The sequence below is a fragment of the Pseudoalteromonas sp. S1727 genome (assembly GCF_005886375.1).
GTDB classification, from domain to species: domain Bacteria; phylum Pseudomonadota; class Gammaproteobacteria; order Enterobacterales; family Alteromonadaceae; genus Pseudoalteromonas; species Pseudoalteromonas haloplanktis.
Window position 1 is genome coordinate 61,531 of record NZ_PNDT01000051.1, and the last position, 19,364, is coordinate 80,894.

Sequence of the window (19,364 nt, forward strand, 5' to 3'; positions counted from 1 at the left end):
AAAGCGTATTGAATGGTTTAGGCACAATTAAATTGCAAGGGGAGTTGCATTTGAATTTTCTCAGAAACTTTCACTATATCGTATCTGATCAAGAGCAAAGTTTTGATGAGAAAATAGAGAGTCTGTTAAAGTTTGGACTTGAAGTTTTTGATTTAGATATTGCTATTATTAGTGAAATAATCAATAACCAATATATAGTACGCTACGTTATTACCCCTGACAATTCGTTAGCTGTAGGCACAATATTTGAGGTAGCGGGAACTTATTGTACTCATACTTTAGCTGCAAGTAAGGCACTGGCTTTTCATCAAGCATCAACGAGTCATATTGCACATCATCCCTGCTATGTAAACTTTCAACTCGAATCTTACATAGGCGCTCCTATTAAAATAGGCGAAGTAGTTTTTGGTACTGTGAATTTTTCATCACCTAATCCTTCAACCCCATTTACACAGCAAGCTCATGACTATGTTGAATTATTTTCTCAATGGTTAGGTTCAGAGTTTGCAAGAATAAAAGCGAATGAACAACTTTTAAAAAATAACAATACATTAGTAAAATTGGAAAGTATCGCCAATATTGGTTCTTGGGAGGTCGATTTACTGACAGAAAAAGTGACATGGAGCGATCAAACGCGGCGGATCTACCAAGTTGATGATTCGTTTGTTCCAGATTTATCGTCGGCGATTAGTTTTTTTAAAGAAGGCGAGAGTCGAGAGCGTATTACTCAAGCGGTTGAATCAGGTATGCAAACGGGCGAAAAATGGCACCTGGATTTAGAGCTCGTTACCGCGTTAAATCAAACCATTTGGGTCAGTGCATTTGGTGAAGCGGAGTTTGTTGATGGTTCCTGCGTTCGCTTGTTTGGGACCTTGCAAGATGTCACTGAATCAGTCGTGCTACGAGAACAGTTAAAAAATAAGAAAGCGCAAGCTGAGCGAATGTTAGAAGATAGAAGCATGTTGCTGGCAAAAATTAGTCATGAGCTGCGCACGCCGTTAAATGGTATCACAGGAATGCTAACCACTTTGTTGGATGAGCAAAGGGCAGAGAAAAGGGTTGAAAAATTAACCGTTGCACTTCGAAGCGCAGATATTTTATTAAATATAATTAATGAAGTACTCGATTTTTCAAAAATAAATCATGGTGAATTAAAACTCGAACCTAATCACTTTCTACTAAAAACAATATTTGTAGATTTAGCGTCTTTATATATCCCGTTATTTAAGGATAAGAATATTGATTTTAATACGCAAATAACAATAGCTGATGATTGTTGGGCGCACTGTGATAATACCCGTTTAAGTCAAATAGTCTCAAATTTATTAAGTAATGCTTTGAAGTTTACTGATGCTGGGCAAGTTAATTTTCAAGCTAATGTTGCACAGCTTAATAATCAACTCGCATTACAACTGGTCGTCAGTGATACTGGCACAGGAATGACAAAGCCATTCCTAGATTCTCTTTTTTCACCATTTACACAAGAGATTGATGCCAAAGGAAGTAAAGGCGGTACTGGATTAGGCTTAGCAATCGTGAAAGAGCTGATTGATTATATGGGAGGAACAATTAAGGTCGACAGTATTTTCCAGCAAGGCACCACATTTATCCTTGATATTCCTTTGGCAATTGGCACTGTACAAGTTGAGACGAATCAACGAGCAAGGGTTGCCGTTGATGGAAGTCATTTATCTGTCTTAGTTGTTGATGATAATCAAATCAACAGATTTGTGCTTGATGCGTCGTTAGAAAAATTACATATAAAAGCTGATTTTGCCGTAGACGGAGAAGACGCCATTTTAAAATGTAAGCAAAGCAAGTATGACCTTATTTTTATGGATTGTGTGATGCCACAACTTGATGGACTCGAAGCAACAAAAATTCTTCGCACGGAAAATATTTGCAGTCACGATGACACGTTAATCGTCGCTTTAACGGCTAATACATCGGCAACAGATAAACTCGCTTGCAAACAGGCGGGTATGGATATGTTTATTTCAAAACCTTTTAAATTACATTTAATTGAAGAGGCTGTTGGTATTGCAGTGACAAAGTTATGCAAGCGCAATAATTAATTGTACAAATAGTCATAGTGTAGTTGTATTTATTGCTAATCAATAGCAACGTTGCAATTACTATCGGTACGTTTACCTACAGCAATGAAAAATATGTTGGCCTAGTATTTGTATATATTTAATATAAAGCTCATAGTTGGCAAGCGGCAGATGTGTTAATTGGCTTAATCAGATTTAACCCCCACCGATAAGCTATTTTTTGATTGTTCTGTGTGTTTCAATAATTATGAAGTGTATTTTAGATAAAATAAAATCTGCAATGTTACCGTTAAAGGCGGATGAATGAAAAACAATGAATTAGTTTGTCTAACCGATGTATTAGAGCTGATGCTTGATGCTGTTTGTGTGGTTGATAAGCAAGGGCGCTTTATTGCAGTGAGTGCCGCATTTGAGACTATTTTTGGTTATAAGCCTGAAGAAGTTGTTGGTAAGCCAATGATCGATTTCGTTTATAAAGAGGACCGTGAAATCACCCTTGAAACGGTTGCAACCTTATTGTCAGGTGTCGCTAAGCCACGCTTTGAAAATCGCTGGGTAAGAAAAGATGGACAAGTAGTGTATATATTGTGGTCAGTTAGATGGTCAGCATCGCATCAAGTGAGAATTGCTGTTGCACATGATATAACTGAACGCAAAGAAGTCGAAAAAAAATTACAACATTTGGTTGGTCACGATCAGCTCACTGGCTTAGCAAATCGTACATTATTACTCGATCGTATTCAAAATAGTTTAGCCACCACTAGCCGTCGACCAGTAGAACTATCGCTATTGTTTATTGATATAGATGGGTTTAAGGAAGTGAACGACACGTACGGGCATTTAGTCGGGGACAGGTTATTACAAAAAATAGCAGAAAGATTACTTGAGTGTGTGCGTGCGTCAGATACTGTTGGTCGTCTTGGCGGAGATGAATTTGTGGTGATATTAAATGACATTACTAACCGTGATGATGTTTTACATGTAGCTGAAAAAGTACGTTCTAAATGTGCATCGCCGTTTATTATTGATGGCAGAAAATTAACGCTTTCAAGTAGTATTGGGGTTGCGAGTTACCCTGAAAATGGCAGTACTGATATGCAACTCATCCAATTTGCAGATCAAACCATGTACAGAGCCAAAACCGCTGGTGGCAATCAAATTGTGTCTGAATTACCACCGCCTGAATAAAGTGTCAGAGTTTTTATGCGCTCTATTGGCAGTTCGCTAAGCTTCTTTTTTAGAGGAAGATATTGAACTGCCAACAGAGGCGATAATCACTAATAAAATCGCTAGCCACTGCCAAATACTCAACTGCTCAGCTAAAATTATAAACCCAGCCATCGCTGCAATGGCAGGCTCTAAACTCATCATAATACTAAAACCTTGCGCAGGCATATTACGCAGTGCCACCATTTCCAGTGTGTAAGGAAGTGCACTTGACATCACTGCGACCAATATACCTAAAGGCAATACATCCCAACTTAGTAACGCCATACCTTGATTTATGGCGCCATAAGGCACTAATACAATTGCAGCGACACTCATGCCAAGCGCGACAGTCATGCCACCAGAACCTTGATTTCCGGTTTTCTTGCCAAATAATATATAACCTGCCCAGCAGGCACCGGCACCGAGCGCAAGAATTACACCCACAGGATCTAAACTTTCTTCACCACTCATATCAGGTAGTAGCAGAACAATACCGGCAATAGCACAGGTAACCCAAAATAGATCTCGTTTTTTTCGTGATGATAATAACGCCACAGCAAGTGGACCTGTAAATTCAAGCGCCACCCCAATACCTAACGGAATACGTGCAATGGCGTAGTAAAACAATATGTTCATACCCCCTAAACATAAACCATAGATCACAATAGGCATGCGTTGACCTAAAGGCGGAAATGCTTTCCAAGGCTGAAATACAAGACACAGAATAGCCGCAGAAAAACCAAGTCTCAGTGCGGTTGTACCTTCAGGGCCAATTAAAGGAAAAAGCTGTTTAGCAATAGAGGCCCCTGATTGGATTGTAACCATGGCTAACAGTACGCAAATAACAGCGATGAAAAAAGGAGGAATAACTCGGGACATAGCGTATAAAAAATGAAAAAGGAAATTATCTGCAGAGTGTACAGATTAATGTAAAAATTTTATATATTTGCGATAAATCGCAGACATTCAGTGGCGAAGGCTCGCGTATTCAACAATACGCGAGTTTTCATTTACCTTACAAACTCAATGGTTTTGTGGTCTAAAATTATCTTATCTTTAACGGATTTCTGTTTTAAGCGTTTAGCGATAAAGAAAAACCCGGCTGAGAATATTAAGGCAATAAAATCAACCGAATAACTATTGTAATAGGGTAGAAGAGCCAAATCACTCAAGCCTTGAATTGCACTTGAGATGGGTAAACAAGCGGTTAAAATAGATAACGTTATTAAGCCATTATAACTTGCTTTGTTTGTTCCTTGTTTAAAGCTGTAGGCTAAGGAAATAAAGAATATAAGATAATAACACAGCATATAATGGTGATTAATGTTGCCTATCAGTAAGTTAGCCCATTTTGCTAACAGTAATACTGCAACAACAGCGAGTATGGATCCTAAACATACGCCAATCGTTAATTTTGCCATGACGTGTGTGCTAGTTTTATGCGCATCTTTTTTCATTCGTTTATCTAGCCAAAGTAAATTGCCTGAATAAAAAAGAAATGCGCCGAACAACCCCATTATAAAGTAAGCCCAACGCCCCCAGTCACCCCCATAAGTGCCAAAGTGTAAAGAAAATAAACTGGCAGTAAAATTGCCCCAAAAACTATCTTCTCCTTGCGGGTAACTTGTATACAGTACTTCTAAGTTATATGGATTAATGGCCAAATAATCGGTGTCTGGTCCTCGGCTTACAGCGTTTTTATTACTCATTTTAAATAGCGCTGAAGGAGAAGTTGAACTTAAAGCATTGTAACTAACATGTATGGGTTCATAACCTGGAGCATAGCGTTTAGCCGCGAGTATTTGTGTATCAATGGGTGTTAGTTCGCTGATGTTATACGCCTGTGCTGCGGGTGGGGTACGCTCAAATAGTGGTTTGTCACCATAAAACTGAGCTAAACCGCCATAAATTAAGTCATGAAAAGCAAAAACAACAACAGTAAACGCAATTATTAAATGAAATGGCAAACTCGCAATGCCGACTAAATTGTGGCTATCTAACCAAAAGCGGCTTGGGCCTTTCTCTTTTCGCAGCGCAAAAAATGTTTTCACTAGGGTTGGTAGCAATATGATTACACCGGATACCAAGGCTAGAAAATACAGTCCAGCAGCAATACCAAGAATGTAAACGCCAGATTGATCATGGCCAATTTCACCAATAAATCCTGCTGTGCGATGTAAGTAATCAATTAAGTCTGCAAGTTTATGTTCTGCTTGCTCATTTAAAACAAGTTGTTGCTCATGTAAGTGAGCAGTTTGAAGCTGGTTATCGAGCTCCATCCCTCTTGCTTGACCTTGCGTGTACCAAGATAAGGGGGCATCACTTGTAAGTAAGTCAAGCTCAAAGCCTGCGGCCATTTGCGCTGGGTATTGCTCGATGGCTTTATCTATAAGTGCTTGGTAGTTGGTAGACTTAGGATCTGTGACTGGTACGCTAATAGGCTCAGCCCATTGTTGAATTTCGTACTTGAACATGGTCAAACTGCCGGCATAAAAGCCGATAAATAATACTAAGCCGGCAATAATACCTGTCCATGTGTGCACACCTTGGTAGGTGCGTAAAATATCTGGTCTGACTCTCATAGCCCGCCTCGTAATATGTAAAATAAACTGTATAACACCATATTTAAGCCACCTAATATTAACCAAGCTTGTTTACTGGAGTTAAAGAGGTAGGTAAGACTGAATATGCTCAACCAGAGCAATGGGATCATCCACATGTTAAATTGCACTTTGTCTCTAGCATCTATTCCGCCGGGCCCATACCAAGCAAAGAATGCCATTAGAATAAAAGCTAGCAATAGCCCCAGCAGCGCTCCAGCCAAGCTTTTGCCAAGCCAGGTCGGTTCTTTTCTTGAGTTTTTAACGTCTGTCATTGCTGCTTTCCTTCGCGTTGATTAAACAAATAAAAGGCACACTTAACAGCGCTAACATCAGTATAAAAATACAAAAGAAAACGGCTGCAGTACTTTGCAGGGTAAATATTGCAATTCCAAATGAACCCAATATAAGAAGGTAAGCTATTGGCTTACATGTCTTTTTAAGTGGTTTTTTAAATAAACGTTGGTGTTTATTACAGCCATAAAGCATAGATGCTGCAATTAATAGAATAATGACGGTAAGTAAAAGCATAATTGATTAATAGTGTATTTTTAATGTCATTCTAAATGATAACTAAACTCAATTGCAATAGGGTTTTTGCTGTGCTATTTTCCTTGCGCAATTTAACACTGCTTACTAAAGGAAATAACATTGGCTGCCCCAATTAGACTAAATAAACTCTCTTTAATTATTACAAGCTCTTTGCTTTTAACGCAAACTCAAGCATATGCAGATGATGACAGTATCCGCAAATCAATGGACACAATTGTTGTTACCGGCGAGAAGATAGAAAAATCTCTAAAAGATACAATCGCTTCAGTTGCGGTAGTTGATAATTCATTATTAGATAATGGTCAGTTAGCATCTGTTTCAGAAGCACTTGCAGAAATGGCTAATGTCGTTGTGTTAACAGGATCAGTCCCTGATATGCGTGGTGTGTCGGGTAATGGTGGTGCAACTGGGTTTAATTCGTTTACAGGTGGTTCAAAAGCGCGCGTATCAACGTTAGTTGATGGTGTAAGCCAGCCATTTGTTGCTGATCTAACCGGTGATACCGGTTTATGGGATATGGAACAAATAGCAGTGTATCGTGGGCCGCAGTCTACGAGTAATGGCCGTAATAGTATTGCTGGTGCTGTATATATGACAACCAAAGCACCAACCCAAGACTTTGAAGGCGCAGTACGAGTAGGGTACCGCAACCAAGATAGTTACCTTGATACCGCAGCTGTTGTCTCTGGTGCATTAGTGGAAGATGTACTTGCTTTTAGGTTGTCGACTCAATATGTTGATGGTGAAACTTACAGTAATCCAACTGTCTATGAAACAAACCCGACTGATCACGATCTCAATAAATTAAACACCTCAAGCACCCGAGCAAAATTACTTTATACTCCATTTGATGATTTATCAATTCAACTAAGTTATTCAAACTATAGTGAAAAAGGCAATTCTGGTCGTCACTACTATGAAGCTGACAAGCCAACAGATTATATACCACTGTTTCAACGTATTATGGATACAGACTCAGATACAACACAAATTGATTTTGAATATCAGATTGATGATAACTTCTCTGTGGATCTGCTCGTGGCGTATATGGATTACCACTGGGCCTTTGAAGCTTATGAGCCACTAGAAACAGCAGAATCTGATGTTACTATGGATGAAAAAAATATTACCATTGATGGTAAATTAAACTTCGGCCTAAGTAGTGACTTTTATTCAGGCTTTATTGGCTTAGCTTATTTCGATCGCGATCAGGACTTCGACAGTGTTGGAGCAACCGATTATTTTGGTGATGATAGCAGTGACTCAATGGCCGTTTATTCTGAAGCCAGCTTTAACTTGACTAATAAATTTACCTTAACAGGTGGGTTACGTATTGAGCGAGAAGAGCAACTGCGTAACTTTAACATGGCTTATGGCGCAGATACGTTAGTTGAGCAGTTAGATAATGCTAATACCATTAAGTTACCAACTTTAGCACTTCAGTACCGAGTTAACGAACAAACAACATTATCAGCAAGTGCACGACGAGGTTACAATGCGGGCGGCGGCGCTCTCGATTTTACCGCAGAAGAATATTATTACTATGATGAAGAAACGGTAAACACTTATGAAGTGGGAGCGAGAAGTGTTCTAGAAAACGGAGACATTAATATCAGTGCGAATGTTTTCTACAATAACTTTGACGGCTATCAAGCATTAAGTTCAGAACGTAAAATCACAAATATTGATGACGCCCATAGTTATGGCCTCGAAGTCGAAGCGTATAGTATGTTAACGGACTCGTGGCAATTGCATGGTGGTTTAGGACTTTTAAAAACTAAAATCGATGCATCGCAGAGTTACCCAGAAGCTGTCGGTAACGAGCTTAATTCAGCCCCTTCATTTACGGCCAGTTTAGGTCTGTCTCATTGGTTTACTGACAACTTTAAAATTAATGTCAGTGCAAATTATGTTGATGAATATTACGGTGATCTTACTAACACCGAAGAGCGTATTGCAGGTGATTACACAATGACTCGCGCTACAATAAGCTATGACACCGAGGATTGGTTAATTAGCGCTTATATCAATAATGCCTTTGATGAAGAAGGTTATACCAGTGTAGAGCCTGTCAGTGGCCGATACCCGACAGGTTATGTCTCTGTTGTAAACCCACAAACTTTAGGTGCTTCAGTTACTTATCGTTTTTAATTACCGGAAAGTTTAAGGCTGTTGTTATACAGCCTTAATTGTTTTGCAAGCTAAAGCGAAATATATGTAAATTACTGAAGACTTACTCGGCACGATATTTACTGTAAGTCGGTTGGGTAAATGACACCAAGCTGTGCTCTAGCTTTATCAAGAACATGCATAACATCAATACTTAGCTGATGTGTATTAACAGCTGACTCTAACTGTTCCGTTTTCGTAGTTTCAATAAAGTGGGCAACTTCATAACGCATAAAATGCTTCTCGAATGGTAGTGATAATTCCTCAACAGTGCCATCGTTTGCGATAAACTGTATTCGTTTTAGCAGTGATACAGCCTCGATTCGAATACGGCCTTTCTCACCTTGGATCTCAGTAAAGTTATCACCTTGTGATATTTTGGAATAGCTGATCACCGCTTGCTTATCGTTGTAATTTAGTAATACATCACCGGCGCCATCAACGCCTGTTTCAAGTAATACGCCACTGGCTTGAACAGCGTTTGGTGCGCCCCATAGTGCAATTAAAATATACAACGGATAAACCCCTAAATCGACGAGGGCGCCATTGGCAAACTCAGGTAAAAACGTATTAGGGCGCTCGCCATTTTTAAATTTGTCATAACGCGATGAGTATTGACTATATTGACCAATGTACTTACGAGGTGTGCCTATTTTCTCTATTGCTTGGCGTAGCACAGAAAAGTTAGGTAAGTGGGTGGTCATCATCGCTTCCATATAGAGACGATTATTGTGTTTTGCTGCAGTTAAAATAGCGACTAATTCTTGGCTATTAGCAGCAGCGGGCTTTTCACCTAATACGTGTTTACCGGCATTTAAACACGCTACTGCATAGTTTTTATGTAGGCTATTTGGTGCAGCAATATATACGGCATCCACATTTTCATCGCTGCACACTTGGTCAATACTAGTAAAGACTTTCGCATGAGCGATTGCATGTTTAGCTAAAAAATCCTCGCCACTTGCGTAGGCTCGCGAGCACACCCCATAAAGGGTAAATTCGCTGACGGTTTTTGCAGCCTCAAGTAGTGTATCACTAATAAAATTGGTGCCAACGATTACAAAATTCATGACTGCTCCTGGTGATTAAATTGTGCAAGCCAAGCTTGCCAGTCTGCTTCAAAGGCTAACATTTGTCGGTGCTTTTTGGCTAATAAGTGTTTTTGTTTATCTTCTTCGCAGTGAAATGGGCCGACTCGACAAAGTGCACAACTGTCCGAGTTTAAGTAGGTTGGTATGGTTAACTTACTCTTTAATTTAGGTACTTTTTTAGGACTGAAAACATAACTGATCCCACTGGTGTCTTTAACATGTTTATCTCGGTCAACGTTACGAATTTTGTAGCCTGGAAATGAGCTGATATCAAATGGCATTTGCCCTAGATAAGCTGAGGCTAGACCATGATTTAAAGTGCCTTCAATATTCCATTCTCGATATGGCTTGACATCTTTAGAGGTGATGTAACAAAGCATAGGACCATTATTATCAAGAGCGAAGTTCGATGCATATTTGATAAATTGGTGTAGCAACGCACGATTAAGTGTATTTATACTGGTGGTGTTTTCACGAAAAGCCGTTTCCCCAACAAATGCTGGAACAAGCGGGAATTGAAAAATCACCACATCGAATAACTCGCCGTTTAGGCGTTGCCACGCTTTTGGGTTTGTTACATCAAAACCATTTAGCACGGTTACATTACTTGCAGCTAGCGTAGCTAATGCGTTATCAGCGTATTTTTGAGTAAGCGTGATAGCATCATCATAGGTTGAGGCGACTAATGTTTTTGGTTTAATACCGGTATGTAAAGCATGAGAAAACGATAAGTCGCCATCACCAACTGTGAGGATGCGCCAATTTGGATCTAAATACATAAATATGCCATATGAAAGGCTTAATAATTTCTGTTAGTGTAACAAAATTATGGGGGAGGAGTGCGACTTGTGTTGCGCATTGATTTACACTTTTTATCGCGGTACATTTTTTGATCTGCCATATGTAATACTTGATCAGGGTGACTATCACTATTTAACTCAGCGAACCCAATGCTGACACCAACTTGATATGTTTTTATCATTGATGTTAATTGTTGACGTAAATGTTGAATGTCTGGGGTATCTTCATTGCAAAAAGCAACGAATTCATCACCACCTAATCGAAAGCAATTTTGCGCATCGAATTGTTCACTTAATCGCACGGCAAAGTCCAATAAAATGAGATCACCTTGTCGGTGTCCATAGTGGTCGTTAGCATATTTAAAGTTATCTAAATCAAAGTAAAAAATACGTTGATATTGTTGCTGTAGTTGTTCAAAGCGTGCAAAGCAAGCACGACGATTTCCTAAGCCAGTGAGCTTATCGTGGCTTGCATCGTATTCTAGTTGTTCCTGTAATGCTTGTCGCGTTTGAATTTCGTCATTGAGTGAAGATATCGTTGTACGCTTTTCTTTTATAAGTAACAATAAAGCGGTACATGTAAGTAGAAAGCCACTGTTTTTTAAAGTTGTGTCAAAGATTAATAATGGGAATAACTGCGTATCTATAATATCGTCAAGTAAATCAAGAAGCAGGCCTGAGCAGTATAATACCCATGCATAAATGAGTAATTTATTGCTGAGGTATGAGTAAACTTGCAAAGTTAGAGAAACTGAGATCGCAGCCCAAAATAATTCTTCAATGGTATCAAATTGTGGTTGCTCAACATTGAGCAACCACATTGAACATATAAGTACAATAAGCCATATGATAACAAGCCAATATGGATGTTTCATGCTATACCAAGTTACATTAATTTACTTAATATATAGCAGAACATCAGGCTAATGCTTAGCTGTTTTATGAGGTTTTAGCTGACTTCTCTAAAAGGCGACAAAAAGCCAGCCGTGTTTTAAGGCCTTCTATAGCAATCTGCTTAATGATTAAGTTAAATGTGATTAATACTGCGAATGCGATATGAATGGGCCCATTAGTAAAACCAGCCTCAGGATCAAAAATCATTAACCCAAATAATAAAAACATGATAACAAGTGCAATTTCAAGCCACTGATTAGAATAAAAAGATAGTCTGTTTTCACTTTTATGGTCTTTTTTTATGTGTATAGCACAAAAAAACGGGATCACTTTAATTTTGAAATGAGCGTTTTTTTCCACATAGTTTTCACCCAGTTGATCAAGCTGTTGGCGTAATTGGTCTATCATAATTTATCCTCAAAAAGCAGTGCACGGATGGTACAGTAAACGCTGTATCAGCACCAGAGCCGCGTTATTTCGGGTATAAACTCAGTCCAATAACTAATACATGGCAGACAAATACGACCGAGGTTAATACAAAGCGCATTTTTTGATAATCCGCGTGATAGTTTTGCCATTGCGGACTGGTTTTTTCAAAGAGTAAGACAAGCCAAAAACTAATGGCTAACCAAATTAAAGTGATGCTTTGCGGGACAAAGGCTAAAAAGCCCAATGGTAAAATCGGTACGATTGCTTTAATTGCATCACGCTGACTTTGTTGGCCTGCATGCCATAGGTTACCACTCATAAACGCTAAAACAGCGATACTATAAAAAGTAAAAAATTGCATATTAAAATTATTAGTACCGACTAATAATGGCCAACCGAGACAGGCTAAAAAAGGCAGTAAACCTAAGTAGCCCAATTGGATATGATTGCTGAATTTATTCATGGCTTACCTTAAAGTTAACAAAGGATAGAGATCAACGATATTTTTTGGGACATTGTAGCACTGGACACAAAAAAGCTTTAGCGCTATCACTCAAACAACAACGTAGTTTTACTATCAATCTTAAAAAACGATTGAATTAATCTAAACAATCAATTTTATTAAATTAATAAAACGCCTTATTGTATTACTCAAGCCAACACAGTGAGCTGTGTTGTTTTTACTTTTAAATATATAAATGAGGAATACTATGAGCACTTCATTAATTAACACAAAAATCCAACCTTTTAACGCAACTGCATACCACAATGGTGACTTTGTAGAGCTATCTGAAAAAGATGTACTTGGTAAGTGGTCAATCTTCTTCTTTTACCCTGCAGATTTCACATTTGTATGTCCTACTGAATTAGGTGACCTTGCAGATCACTACGCACAACTTCAAGAAATGGGTGTTGAAGTATACTCAGTGTCTACTGACACGCACTTTACTCATAAAGCATGGCACGATACGTCAGACACCATTGGTAAAATTACTTACCCAATGATTGGTGATCCAACTGGCCGTATTACGCGCAGCTTTGGTGTGATGATTGAAGAAGAAGGTTTAGCACTTCGCGGTACATTTGTAATGAATCCAGAAGGCGAAATCAAAGTTATCGAAACGCATGACTTAGGTATTGGCCGTAGCGCAAAAGAACTTGTACGTAAAGTTCAAGCCGCTCAGTACATTGCTACTCACGACGGTGAAGTATGTCCTGCTTCATGGCAGCCAGGTGAAGAAACATTGGCTCCTTCACTTGATTTAGTAGGCAAAATTTAATTTGCCAAACGTAGCTTAAGCTACATTGAGCGCTGCATTAAGTCGCGCTTATATCTCGTAACCCATCACATTAATTTTTAAGCACATTAGCATGTGTGATGGGTTTCCTTTTGCTGAAAACAAGGGCAGAGCCATGTTAGACAACAACATTAAAAACCAATTAAAAAGCCATTTTGAATCGCTTACTCAACCTGTTGAGCTGCTTATCGCCTTGGATGACAGCAAAAAATCAACTGAAATCGAAAGCTTAGCTAATGATCTCGCTACGTTAAGCGATAAAATCACTGTATCAAACAACCCAGACAGCGACGCTCGTCGTCCATCTATGGTTGTACACTCAGCGATAAACGATACCCATATCACCTTTGCAGGTGTACCTATGGGGCATGAATTTACAAGTTTAGTGTTAGCACTTTTACATACTGGCGGACACCCAACTAAAGCTAAAAGTGAAGACATTGAACAAATACAATCACTTGAACAACCATTAAACTTTGAAGTTTATATCAGCTTAAGCTGCCAAACGTGCCCGCAAGTTGTACAGGCACTCAATACAATGGCAGTCACAAACAGCAAGATAAAAGCCACCATGATTGATGGGGCTTTATTTCAAGATGAAGTTGAGCAGCGCAATATTTTAGCGGTACCGGCGGTGTATTTAAATGGTGAGCCATTTAGCCAAGGTGCAATTAGCTTAACTGATATTTTAAATAAAGTTGATTCAAAAGGGGCGGCTCGCCAAGCGGCTGCTTTGAGTGAGAAAGATGAATTTGACGTTCTAGTCATCGGTGGTGGGCCAGCAGGGTCATCAGCTGCAATTTATTCTGCACGCAAAGGGCTAAATACCGGTATCGTTGCCGATAGATTTGGTGGTCAGGTTGCAGATACACTCGCGATAGAAAACTTTATTTCAATTAAAGCAACTGAAGGGCCAAAATTGGTTGCTCAGCTTGAAGAACATGTTAAAGAGTACGACGTTGATGTAATGCATAACCAACGCGCTGCTGGACTTGAGCGTGTTAATAATAAGTATGAAATCACTTTAGAAAACGGCGCTACTTTAAAAGCTAAGTCGTTAGTTTTAGCAACCGGTGCCCGCTGGCGAGAAATGAATGTTCCGGGTGAGCAAGAGTACCGCGGTCATGGTGTTGCGTATTGCCCACACTGTGATGGTCCTTTATTCAAAGGCAAGCCTGTGGCAGTTATCGGTGGTGGTAACTCGGGAATAGAAGCTGCAATTGATTTAGCAAATATTGTTGAGCATGTGACGGTACTTGAATTTGCAGATACATTACGCGCCGATGAAGTACTGATCCGTAAAGCAAATAGCTTGAGCAACATTACCATTATTAAAAACGCACAAACCACAGAGGTGTTAGGTGATGGTAAAAAAGTGACTGGTTTGAACTACACCGACCGTGTCTCAGGTGAAAGTAAGCGCCTTGCCCTCGCAGGTATTTTTGTACAAATAGGTTTAATACCAAATACCGAATGGCTGAAAGGCTCATCGCTTGAGCTTAGTCAATTTGGTGAAATTTTAGTGGATGCCAAAGGGGCAACCTCACTGGCGGGTGTGTATGGCGCGGGGGATGCGACAAATACCCCATTTAAGCAAATCATCATTGCGATGGGCAGTGGCGCAACAGCAAGCTTAGGGGCGTTTGATTACTTAATTCGCCACAGTGAGCAAAACACAGAAGCTGCATAAAAAACTCTTGATTTAGCAGTCATATGTCTATGATTTAACAGTTGATACCCAAGTGGCCTCAATATATAGAATTCAGCGTTTCACAGGGGCTTAATATCAAGGCGTTACTTCGCAAGAATGGTCAGCCCTTTTTAGGAGTCACAACGCAGAGAGTAAGTTCCTGTGAATCGCCCAAAGGGTTGGTTTAAAAGCGGTTTATACTGCGTTATTGATTTGAATAATAGAACCACTATTACTTGCAATCAATGCCTTGTCTAAATCGCTTTTAATTCCAACTGAAACTCTTATCTTGAGGTCACTTGGGTATTCCACCCATGACTGTTATTCTCCAAAGTCGCCCTCTCCAAAGGCGACTTTTTTTGTTTATAAGATGGTATACTTTTTAGTAGGGTATATTTAAAAACATCGGAGCAAGGCTATGTACCAAGGAAGTTGTTTGTGTAAGAAAGTGGCAGTTCAAATCAATGGCCCAATAGATAGTATTATTCACTGCCATTGTTCGTTATGCCGTAAATCGAGCGGTACCGCATTTGCCACTAACGGATTTATTAATCGAGCTGATTTTAGCATTACCCAAGGGCAAAATAATTTGACGGCTTTTGAGTTTAAACCGGGCCGCATTCGTTATTTTTGCAGCGCCTGCGGTAGCCCCGTTTTCAGCGAAAACCGCGATGATAGTAGCCGATTAAGATTACGGCTAGGCATTCTCGACAGTGATATTGTTGAGCGTCCAATCAGTCATAATTTTGTCAGTTCAAAGGCTAATTGGGAGCGACTAAATGATGACCTGCCGCATTACGATGGGTTTGAGCCAAACCGATAACTTTATTGATATTGGGCAGCGCTGATAAATTCATTAAAACTTTCGCACCAGATAATCACGGTATTAAAATCAGCAATATTTATACCTTGCGGCACTGTAACTAAAAAGCCATCAAAGGTATTTATACTAGCAACCCGTGTCATGGTGCCTTTGTAAGCTAAAAAATCATTCTCGTTATCAATAAAGCGGTTAGCGAGATAGAGCTGATAATCAGGCCCTGGGCTTAAAGTACCAGCAAAAGAAATCGTGCTATTCGTTAATCTAACTTCACCCTTGCCATAATGGAAGCTATCAGAGCCGGCTAGATCATCTTTAAACTCACCACGGTATAATGCGTGTTGCGCATGGGTGGCGAGCTCTAGTTTACTTGGGCCAACAGGCGCGGTGAGGATCGGAAGAGAGTATAAACCCGCTGCAAAACCGAAAGCAAAAACAATTAAATAGGTAAATATTCTGATCAGTGTTTGAAGCATAATATAAGCCCTTATTGTAAAACAAATATTTTCCGCGTTGCTAATTGTAACTGACGTTCTTTATCAGCAAAATAACGGTTATACAGTAACTCAAATTGACCATTTTGCTGTATTTTTAATAAGCCAGCTTCTAATTGCTTTAACATTTCATCGTTTTGTTTATGAGTGTAAAAATGGTAAGGGTTGGAGTACTGCAGCATAATGCTTGGTTCAATCATCAAGTTTTGATGTTGAAGTTTGCTCATTTCAGCTGTTATTGCAGACACCGAGCGAGGAAAGTGATCCGCTAAACCAGTTTCGAGTGCTTTCGTCATCCCTGCATAGCTTAGCTCTCCATTAACAGTAAAGCCGTTACGTATTAATACATCATAGTCTGACCAACTCTGCTTTTGTAAAGCGATTAAAGGTTTTAGTTGCTCCACTGTAGATATTTCAGCAAAGCGTGATTGTTGGTTTTTGTTAATAATGAGCAACCTCTTACCATGTAAACCTTGATACAGTGCCAATGATGTGTGTCGTAATGTAGGTTGGCTCCCTTGTGGAATTGATAACCAAGCTAAATTAATACTGTTTGGTTTTTGTAGCTCTTCCACGATGCGTTTTTTATTCATCGGTTCAACAGTATATAAAAAGTTAACCTTTTTATTTTGCTGTGCAAAAGCCAGTGATAATAACTCGTGCATATAACGATTATTAGGCGTGTCAGCGATACTTGGTCGCGCTAAATGAAGATTAACCACAGCTTCACTTGCATGCACTAAGTTTACAAACAGCAAAGAAAAGAAGAGTACAAACAGGTGTGAAGCATACAATTTCATAATTTATAGTTGTGTTTAACGTTAATGCAATGAGTATAGCAAAGTTCTCACATTTTAATTATTGCAAAAAAGATTACAAAATAACGAGAAGCCTGCGAATTTGTGATTATACTTAAATTACTATCTATGTAGTCATTGGCATACTATGTTAAATAATTATTTGGTTCGTACTCGTTTGATTGTATTAGCACTTTTCCCGGTAATAATTTTTACAGTTACTGCGATATATTTGATTAATACGGTGGGGGGGTTAGTTAAAGGAATTGATGATTTATATGATAACCGTATTGTCCCCTTGAAGCAGATCAAAGCGGTATCGGATAACTACGCTGTAAATATTGTTGATTTATTTCATAAGTATAGAGCAGGTACGGTTAGTCAGACAACGTTACTTACGGCTGTGCAAGAAGCTAAAAATACAGCGGATAAAGAGTGGCGTAGTTATCTCAGTACTGACTTAACGGATCAAGAAAAAAATTTAACAGCGGTCGTTGAGCAAAGGTTGGTTCCTGTTCAACAGCATCTGCAAGTGTTGTTAACTAAAATACGTAATGGGAATTTTAGTTTACTTTCTCAAGAGCAGTTTGTAGCTGATTTATATAATGTATTTGATCCTCTAAGCGCAAGCTATCAAACATTGATAGAGCTGCAATTAGACGAAGCGAATAATTTCAAAGAGCAAGCAGATAAAAACTTTGCGTTAGTCAGTTTAGTGATGAAACTATTGGTATCGATATTAATCATTTTACTATTAGTGATTGGTTACTTTATTTATCGTTCGATTCAAAACCCATTGATGGCACTGCGCGATACTATTAGTCAAATAGCGAATAACGCAGACTTACGCATCAGGGCAAATGTACTTGGGGAAGATGAAATTGCAGACACTGCACGTAACTTTAATCACATGTTGTCACGTATTCATACGTTAGTAACCGATGTATCGGGAGCAACACTAACGCTCTCTTCAGCTGCTGAAGAAATGAATTCAATCAGTGAACAAGTTGCAACAACCGCTACTGAGCAAGAGCAGCAATCAGCAATGATTGCTACCGCCATTACGCAAATGAGCAGCGCTATTGAACAAGTTGCGCAAAATGCGTTGGCAACCTCAGATAAAGCGACTAATGCAGATCATAAAGCACAGCAAGGACAGCAAGCGGTCGCTGATAATATAAATTCAATTCAAACATTGTCTAAATTGGTGAATGCGAATACGCAATTAATTACCGATCTGAATACGCAAACTAACGAGATAAATCAAGTAGTGATGATGATTCAGGGGGTTGCTGAGCAAACTAACTTGCTGGCACTGAATGCTGCGATAGAAGCGGCAAGAGCAGGGGACTCAGGTCGAGGTTTTGCTGTGGTTGCCGATGAAGTGAGACAGCTTGCGCATAATACGCAAAAAGCCACCGCAAACATAAATGAAATGATCGGCAAATTGCAAGAGATGGCTCAGCAGGCGGTGAGCGCGATGGGGAGTGCTGAAAGTAGTGCTCTAGAAAGTGTTGATCATGCGCAGTATTCATCGCAAGTTTTGACTGAAATAAACCAAGAAGTAACCGAAATAGCTGATATGAACACTCAGGTTTCAACTGCTACAGAACAGCAAAAAATGGTTGCGAATGAACTGAGCAGTAATATTAATGAGTTTAGTGCCAGTATTGCCTCTGTCAGTGAAAGCTCGCAGCAAAATGCACAAGCATCACAAGAGTTGGCTATGCTTGCTGCAACCCTGCAACAGCAAGTAAATGAGTTTAAAGTATAGCTGGTTTATGTTTTTATAGATCTTGTAAAGTTAACCGGTACGGCGGTGGCTGTTTTAGCCAAAGCTAACATTTAAGAATGAAATAGATGACCAAGAACCACACGAGCGCGCAATTTACCGCTCAACCATTGCGGCCAAATAACGCCCAGTCATGGGCCTTTGTTGTATTACCTCACGAGGTAAGCGCTATATTGGCTAGGCGTGGGCGTATTACCGTGCTGGCTACTATCAATGGTTATGCGTTTGAAGCCCTGTTAGAGCCAGACGGTAAAAAAAGTCACTGGCTACGTATTGATAACAGTCAACTTGCGTTATCCGGTGCGGTGATAGGTATGGATGCCCTATTTGAGATTAAGGTTGTTGCTAAGGAACCAGAACCGTGCGTGCCCGATGACTTTATCAATGCATTACGGGCATCTGCTCAAGCCTATACGACTTGGCAGGCCACTACCACGATTGCTCGTTTAGATTGGATCCATTGGGTGACATCAGCAAAGCAGCAAAAAACGAGGAACAAACGAATTGATGATGCGTGTAATATGTTAGCTTCCGGCAAAAAAAGAGTGTGTTGCTTTGACTCTTCTGGTTTTTATAGCAAAGCTTTTCGCGCACCTCAAACTGAGGATTAATAGGTTGAGTTATAGAGCTAAACAGTGCTCTATTTTCTCAGGGTTTTATTTATAAACAAAAAGA

The 19,364-nt window shown here is 39.5% G+C and carries 18 protein-coding genes; 8 read left to right on the top strand and 10 right to left on the bottom strand.

What is annotated here, in order from left to right; all coding sequences use genetic code 11:
* The first annotated feature begins 50 nt into the window (after positions 1 to 50).
* Positions 51 to 2,075: a hybrid sensor histidine kinase/response regulator gene (locus CWB85_RS13000; protein WP_138555118.1), complete on the top strand. Its 2,025-nt coding sequence runs from the start codon at positions 51 to 53 to the stop codon at positions 2,073 to 2,075.
* Between the two features lie 282 nt (positions 2,076 to 2,357).
* Complete coding sequence (locus CWB85_RS13005) at positions 2,358 to 3,242, top strand: diguanylate cyclase domain-containing protein (protein ID WP_138555119.1); 885 nt, start codon at positions 2,358 to 2,360, stop codon at positions 3,240 to 3,242.
* 36 nt (positions 3,243 to 3,278) lie between these two features.
* Here the strand turns inward: CWB85_RS13005 and CWB85_RS13010 are convergent, their stop codons facing one another.
* The 3 genes from CWB85_RS13010 to CWB85_RS13020 form a co-directional block, all read right to left on the bottom strand.
* A complete protein-coding gene (locus CWB85_RS13010; RefSeq protein WP_138555120.1) occupies positions 3,279 to 4,142 on the bottom strand; it encodes an EamA family transporter in 864 nt (287 codons plus the stop codon).
* A gap of 131 nt (positions 4,143 to 4,273) precedes the next feature.
* Positions 4,274 to 5,845, bottom strand: coding sequence for a PepSY-associated TM helix domain-containing protein (locus tag CWB85_RS13015; RefSeq protein ID WP_138555121.1), 1,572 nt, complete (start codon positions 5,843 to 5,845; stop codon positions 4,274 to 4,276).
* Positions 5,842 to 6,138 carry a hypothetical protein gene (locus CWB85_RS13020; protein WP_016706912.1) on the bottom strand — a complete coding sequence of 99 codons (297 nt, stop codon included), beginning with the start codon at positions 6,136 to 6,138 and terminating at the stop codon, positions 5,842 to 5,844. Before CWB85_RS13020 ends, CWB85_RS13015 begins: the two co-directional genes overlap by 4 nt.
* Positions 6,139 to 6,514: 376 nt before the next feature.
* On the opposite strand from CWB85_RS13020, the gene CWB85_RS13025 reads away from it, so the two are divergent.
* Positions 6,515 to 8,566, top strand: coding sequence for a TonB-dependent receptor (locus CWB85_RS13025; RefSeq protein ID WP_138555122.1), 2,052 nt, complete (start codon positions 6,515 to 6,517; stop codon positions 8,564 to 8,566).
* A gap of 98 nt (positions 8,567 to 8,664) precedes the next feature.
* On the opposite strand, the gene CWB85_RS13030 is transcribed toward CWB85_RS13025, so the two are convergent.
* The 5 genes from CWB85_RS13030 to CWB85_RS13050 all read right to left on the bottom strand — a co-directional run bounded on the left by CWB85_RS13030 (position 8,665) and on the right by CWB85_RS13050 (position 12,261).
* Positions 8,665 to 9,654, bottom strand: coding sequence for a Gfo/Idh/MocA family protein (locus CWB85_RS13030; protein ID WP_016706908.1), 990 nt, complete (start codon positions 9,652 to 9,654; stop codon positions 8,665 to 8,667).
* A complete protein-coding gene (locus CWB85_RS13035; protein WP_138555123.1) occupies positions 9,651 to 10,454 on the bottom strand; it encodes a class I SAM-dependent methyltransferase in 804 nt (267 codons plus the stop codon). Before CWB85_RS13035 ends, CWB85_RS13030 begins: the two co-directional genes overlap by 4 nt.
* Before the next feature lie 47 nt (positions 10,455 to 10,501).
* On the bottom strand, positions 10,502 to 11,350 hold the full coding sequence (locus tag CWB85_RS13040; protein WP_138555124.1) for a GGDEF domain-containing protein: 849 nt from the start codon (positions 11,348 to 11,350) through the stop codon (positions 10,502 to 10,504).
* A gap of 64 nt (positions 11,351 to 11,414) precedes the next feature.
* On the bottom strand, positions 11,415 to 11,777 hold the full coding sequence (locus CWB85_RS13045; protein ID WP_016706905.1) for a hypothetical protein: 363 nt from the start codon (positions 11,775 to 11,777) through the stop codon (positions 11,415 to 11,417).
* A 64-nt stretch (positions 11,778 to 11,841) separates the two neighbouring features.
* The gene (locus CWB85_RS13050) at positions 11,842 to 12,261 is read right to left on the bottom strand and encodes a DUF3429 domain-containing protein (protein WP_016706904.1); all 420 of its coding nucleotides are present in this window, start codon (positions 12,259 to 12,261) and stop codon (positions 11,842 to 11,844) included.
* 247 nt (positions 12,262 to 12,508) lie between these two features.
* Here CWB85_RS13050 and ahpC point away from each other — a divergent pair, with 247 nt between their 5' ends.
* The 3 genes from ahpC (at position 12,509) to CWB85_RS13065 (ending at position 15,609) form a co-directional block, all read left to right on the top strand.
* On the top strand, positions 12,509 to 13,078 hold the full coding sequence (gene ahpC / locus CWB85_RS13055; RefSeq protein ID WP_016706903.1) for an alkyl hydroperoxide reductase subunit C: 570 nt from the start codon (positions 12,509 to 12,511) through the stop codon (positions 13,076 to 13,078).
* 133 nt (positions 13,079 to 13,211) lie between these two features.
* On the top strand, positions 13,212 to 14,786 hold the full coding sequence (ahpF, locus tag CWB85_RS13060) for an alkyl hydroperoxide reductase subunit F (protein WP_138555125.1): 1,575 nt from the start codon (positions 13,212 to 13,214) through the stop codon (positions 14,784 to 14,786).
* Between the two features lie 418 nt (positions 14,787 to 15,204).
* Positions 15,205 to 15,609 carry a GFA family protein gene (locus CWB85_RS13065; RefSeq protein ID WP_029215991.1) on the top strand — a complete coding sequence of 135 codons (405 nt, stop codon included), beginning with the start codon at positions 15,205 to 15,207 and terminating at the stop codon, positions 15,607 to 15,609.
* 2 nt (positions 15,610 to 15,611) lie between these two features.
* Here the strand turns inward: CWB85_RS13065 and CWB85_RS13070 are convergent, their stop codons facing one another.
* Positions 15,612 to 16,082 carry a DM13 domain-containing protein gene (locus CWB85_RS13070; protein ID WP_016706900.1) on the bottom strand — a complete coding sequence of 157 codons (471 nt, stop codon included), beginning with the start codon at positions 16,080 to 16,082 and terminating at the stop codon, positions 15,612 to 15,614.
* 11 nt (positions 16,083 to 16,093) lie between these two features.
* Positions 16,094 to 16,900 (bottom strand): transporter substrate-binding domain-containing protein, encoded by an 807-nt coding sequence (locus tag CWB85_RS13075; protein ID WP_138555126.1) that lies wholly within the window; start codon positions 16,898 to 16,900, stop codon positions 16,094 to 16,096.
* A gap of 145 nt (positions 16,901 to 17,045) precedes the next feature.
* Between CWB85_RS13075 and CWB85_RS13080 the strand changes: the two genes are divergently transcribed.
* Entirely contained in the window at positions 17,046 to 18,671 is a 1,626-nt protein-coding gene (locus tag CWB85_RS13080; RefSeq protein ID WP_138555127.1) for a methyl-accepting chemotaxis protein, read from the top strand.
* 86 nt (positions 18,672 to 18,757) lie between these two features.
* Entirely contained in the window at positions 18,758 to 19,300 is a 543-nt protein-coding gene (locus tag CWB85_RS13085) for a YdeI/OmpD-associated family protein (protein ID WP_138555128.1), read from the top strand.
* Positions 19,301 to 19,364 lie beyond the last annotated feature (64 nt).